The following is a 4,092-nucleotide window of genomic DNA, read 5'->3' as shown; positions in this document are numbered from 1 at the left end:
GGCCCGGGACGCCGCGGGCCCCGTCGGAATCCGACGGGCCCCGCGGTGTCGTGGTCGGTCCGACCGGTCCTCAGTCCAGCTGGATGGCCGGGGTGGCGGCCTTGGCGGCGGCCCGGGCGGCGGCCCGCTCGGCCAACGACATCTTGGGGGCGTCGTTGTCGCCGTCCTCGCCGTAGGCGCCCTTGGCGGGGCGGCGCTGGCGCAGCGGCGGCTCGACGCCGTCGGCCAGCCGGCGGCTGGTGAGCAGGAAGCCGGTGTGGCCGATCATCCGGTGGTCCGGGCGGACGGCCAGGCCCTCCAGGTGCCAGGTGCGCACCATGGTCTCCCAGGCCTGCGGCTCGGTGTAGCAGCCGTGCTCGCGCAGCGCCTCGACGGTGCGCGACATCTGGGTGGTGGTGGCCACGTAGCAGCAGAGCAGGCCGCCGGGGACCAGGGCCTTGGCGGCCACGTCCAGGCACTCCCAGGGCGCCAGCATGTCCAGGACGACCCGGTCGACGTCGGTCTCCACCAGGTTGTCCTGGAGGTCGCCGACGGTGAGCTTCCAGGCCGGGTGCTGGCCGCCGAAGTACCGCTCGACGTTGCCGCGGGCGATGTCGGCGAAGTCCTGGCGGCGCTCGTAGGAGGCCAGCATGCCGGTGTCACCGACGGCGCGCAGCAGGTAGGTGGAGAGCGCGCCGGAGCCGACGCCGGCCTCGACCACGCGGGCGCCGGCGAAGATGTCGGCCATGGCCAGGATCTGTCCCGCGTCCTTCGGGTAGATCACGGCCGCTCCGCGCGGCATGGACAGGACGTAGTCGGGGAGCAGGGGTCGCAGCGCCAGATAGGGCACGTTGCCCGTGGTGCGCACCACGGTGCCCTCGGGGGCGCCGATCAGCTCGTCGTGCGGGAAGGCACCCTTGTGGGTGTGGAAGTTCTTCCCGGCCTCGAGCGTGAACGTGTAGTGACGGCCCTTGGGGTCGGTCAGCTGAACCTGGTCCCCGACCTTGAATGGCCCCCGCCTGCGGGTGGCACCGGTCGGTTCGGACATGCGGACAATCCTATAGGGGCGCCGGGGTCCGCCCGACCAGCCGCTCAGCGGCGGGTCAGCGCGGCGCTCAACCGGCGTTCCACGTCGGCGACGGCGAGCACGCCGTAGACGCTGCCGTCGGCCTCCAGGACCAGGTACTCGCTGGCGGGGGTGGTGCGCAGCGCGGCGAGCAGCTCCTCGCCGTCCAGGTCGGCGGCCAGCCGCAGGCCGGGCTCCAGCGAGCGGGCGAGCGCCCCGGCGGCCACCCAGGGGCGCCGGTGCTCGGGGACCTGGAGCACGGCGGCCTCCTTGACCAGCGCGATCGGCTCGCCGTGCCCGTCGGCCACCACCACGGCGCCGGCCTGGGCCTCGCGGGCCTGGCGCAGCGCCTCGGCCAGCGGGGTGTCGGCGGCGACCGAGACGGCGCGCCGGGTCAGGCCGCGCACGGTCAGGGTGGGCAGCGCCTCCTTGAGCCGGGCGTTGCGCACCGCGTTGCCGGCGCCGTTCCAGATCACCACGGCGAGCACCGCCGCCAGCGTCGCGTCCAGCAGCGAGTCGCCGGCCGAGCGGGGGCCGCCGCCGCGCGAGGCGGCGAACACCGGCAGGCCGAACAGGACCACGATGGCGAGCACCCGCCCGGCCCGGGCGGCGGCCAGGGTGCCGCTCATCGGGCGCTTGGTGATGCCCCAGACCACCGCGCGCAGCATCCGCCCGCCGTCCAGCGGCAGGCCGGGCAGCAGGTTGAAGGCGGCCACCACCAGGTTGGACACGGTGAGGCCGGCCAGCAGCACGCCGGGCACGGTCGCCAGCCGGACGGTCTCGGTCAGCCCCCAGCAGATGCCGCCGAGCACCAGCGAGAGCAGCGGGCCGACGAAGGCCAGCCAGAACTCCCGGCCGGGGGTCTCGGCCTCCTTCTCGATCTCGGAGACGCCGCCGAAGAACTGCAGCTGGATCCGGCGCACCCCGAGCTTGTAGCGCAGCGCCACCAGGGTGTGGGCGAGCTCGTGCACCAGGACCGAGGCGTAGAAGGCGACGGCGAACGAGAAGGCGACCAGGTAGCGGGTGTAGCCGAGCTCGGGCAGCACGCCGTCGAGCTGGTTGCCGAAGAGCCAGGTGATCAGCGCGGCGATCAGGAACCAGGTCGGGGTGACGTAGATCGGCACGCCGAACGGACGGCCCATCAGGATGCCGCCGCCGGGGCGTTCGGGCTCCTTGGGGGCCCGCCCCGGTGGCGTCGGCTGCTGCCCCGAGGCCTGCTGCCCTGTGGTGTCGCTCACCCTGACCCCTTCAGGTCGTCGTCCCCGCCTGCTGCCCCGGCCGTGGCGCCGAGTGGCTGCCCACGCTACGTGATCTAGTCAGCGGATGGCGGGATCCCCCCTCCACACCAGTGTTCATACCCGTTCCGCGCGGCTCGGCCCGCTCGTATACCGGCGGTCTGACAGCCGGATGACAGCCGGACCCCCTAGGGTCATGGGTATGCCGCAGACCGACACCGAGCGCCGGGCCGTCCCGCCGACCGGGCTCTCCCCCTCCCGTGCCGGGGATTTCCTGACCTGCCCGCTGCTGTACCGGCTGCGGGTGATCGACAAGCTGCCGGAGCCGCCCAGCAAGGCGGCCACCCGGGGCACCCTGGTGCACGCGGTGCTGGAGCGGCTCTTCGACCACCCGCCGGCCGAGCGGACGGTGGAGCGGGCGCTGGGCCTGCTGCGCCCGCAGTGGGACCGGCTGCGCACCGAGCGCCCGGAGCTGGTCGAGCTCTTCCCGGACGATCCCGAGGGCGCGGAGCTGGCGGGCTGGCTGGCCGACGCGGAGAAGCTGACCGAGCGCTGGTTCCGGCTGGAGGACCCGACCCGGCTGCACCCGGTGGAGCGCGAGCTCTACGTGGAGACGGAGTTGGAGTCGGGCCTGCGGCTGCGCGGCTACATCGACCGGGTGGACGTGGCGCCCACCGGCGAGGTGCGGCTGGTGGACTACAAGACCGGCAGGGCGCCCTCGCGGGACTTCGAGGGCAAGGCGATGTTCCAGATGAAGTTCTACGCCCTGGTGGTCTGGCGCTGGAAGGGTGTGATCCCCAAGCGGCTCCAGCTGGTGTACCTGGGCGGCGGCGGGGACGTCGTGACGTACGACCCGGACGAGGCGGACCTGCGCTCGGTGGAGCGCAAACTGCTGGCACTCTGGGAGACGATCAGCCGCGCGGTGGCCACCGGGGAGTTTCCGGCCACCCGCAACCGGCTCTGCGACTGGTGCGACCACCAGGCCAGCTGTCCGGAGTTCGGGGGGACGCCGCCCCCGTACCCGTTGCCGGTGCAGCGGGCGGCGTCGCCGGAGAGTGTGACGAGGATGACGAGCAAGGAGTCGTAGGTGACGATCCGTGTGCTGCTGGTCGATGACCAGCCACTGCTGCGCACCGGCTTCCGGATGATCCTGGAGGCCGAGTCCGACCTGGTGGTGGTGGGCGAGGCCGGGGACGGTCAGCAGGCGCTGGAGCAGGTGCGGGCGCTGCAGCCGGACGTGGTGCTGATGGACATCCGGATGCCCCGGATGGACGGGGTGGAGGCGACCCGCCGGATCGCCGGCCCCGGTCGGGACGGCCCGGTGAAGGTGCTGGTGCTGACCACCTTCGACCTGGACGAGTACGTGGTGGAGGCGCTCCGGGCGGGGGCCAGCGGCTTCCTGCTCAAGGACGTGCCGGCCGACGAACTGGTGCAGGCGATCCGGGTGGTGGCCGACGGCGCGGCGATGCTGGCGCCCTCGATCACCCGTCGGCTGCTGGACATGTACGCCACCCGGCTGCCGACCGGGGAGGAGACCCCCTCCCCCGCGCTGAACACGCTGACCGAGCGCGAGATGGAGGTGCTGCGGCTGGTCGCCAAGGGCCTGTCCAACGCGGAGATCGCCGCCGAGCTGTTCGTCAGCGAGACCACGGTGAAGACCCACGTCGGGCACGTGCTGACCAAGCTGGGGCTGCGCGACCGGGTGCAGGCGGCGGTCTTCGCCTACGAGAGCGGGCTGGTGCGCCCCGGCGCGCTGTAGCGCCGGCCGCGCACGACCGAGGGCCCGGGGCCGCCACCTGCTCGGTGGCGGCC

At 73.5% G+C, this 4,092-nt stretch carries 4 protein-coding genes; 2 read left to right on the top strand and 2 right to left on the bottom strand.

The window, feature by feature from the left end:
• Nucleotides 1-70: 70 nt before the first annotated feature.
• Both ACFW1A_RS39210 and ACFW1A_RS39205 read right to left on the bottom strand, forming a co-directional pair.
• Nucleotides 71-1,027, bottom strand: coding sequence for a tRNA (adenine-N1)-methyltransferase (locus tag ACFW1A_RS39210; protein WP_380418254.1), 957 nt, complete (start codon nucleotides 1,025-1,027; stop codon nucleotides 71-73).
• Between the two features lie 44 nt (nucleotides 1,028-1,071).
• Nucleotides 1,072-2,283, bottom strand: coding sequence for a site-2 protease family protein (locus ACFW1A_RS39205; RefSeq protein WP_380418252.1), 1,212 nt, complete (start codon nucleotides 2,281-2,283; stop codon nucleotides 1,072-1,074).
• Nucleotides 2,284-2,482: 199 nt separating this feature from the next.
• Here ACFW1A_RS39205 and ACFW1A_RS39200 point away from each other — a divergent pair, with 199 nt between their 5' ends.
• Together ACFW1A_RS39200 and ACFW1A_RS39195 are read left to right on the top strand one after the other, a co-directional pair.
• Nucleotides 2,483-3,367 carry a RecB family exonuclease gene (locus ACFW1A_RS39200; RefSeq protein WP_380418250.1) on the top strand — a complete coding sequence of 295 codons (885 nt, stop codon included), beginning with the start codon at nucleotides 2,483-2,485 and terminating at the stop codon, nucleotides 3,365-3,367.
• The gene (locus tag ACFW1A_RS39195; protein ID WP_380418248.1) at nucleotides 3,368-4,039 is read left to right on the top strand and encodes a response regulator; all 672 of its coding nucleotides are present in this window, start codon (nucleotides 3,368-3,370) and stop codon (nucleotides 4,037-4,039) included.
• Nucleotides 4,040-4,092 lie beyond the last annotated feature (53 nt).

The sequence above is a fragment of the Kitasatospora sp. NPDC058965 genome, from assembly GCF_042741245.1.
GTDB lineage: Bacteria > Actinomycetota > Actinomycetes > Streptomycetales > Streptomycetaceae > Kitasatospora.
Note: the sequence above shows the minus strand (reverse complement) of the source record. Positions and strands in the feature narration are given on the sequence as shown.

Excerpts from the sequence above, each read along its gene's own strand:
- ACFW1A_RS39210 (WP_380418254.1), bottom strand. The coding sequence starts at position 1,027 with ATGTCCGAACCGACCGGTGCCACCCGCAGGCGGGGGCCATTCAAGGTC.
- ACFW1A_RS39200 (WP_380418250.1), top strand. The coding sequence starts at position 2,483 with ATGCCGCAGACCGACACCGAGCGCCGGGCCGTCCCGCCGACCGGGCTC.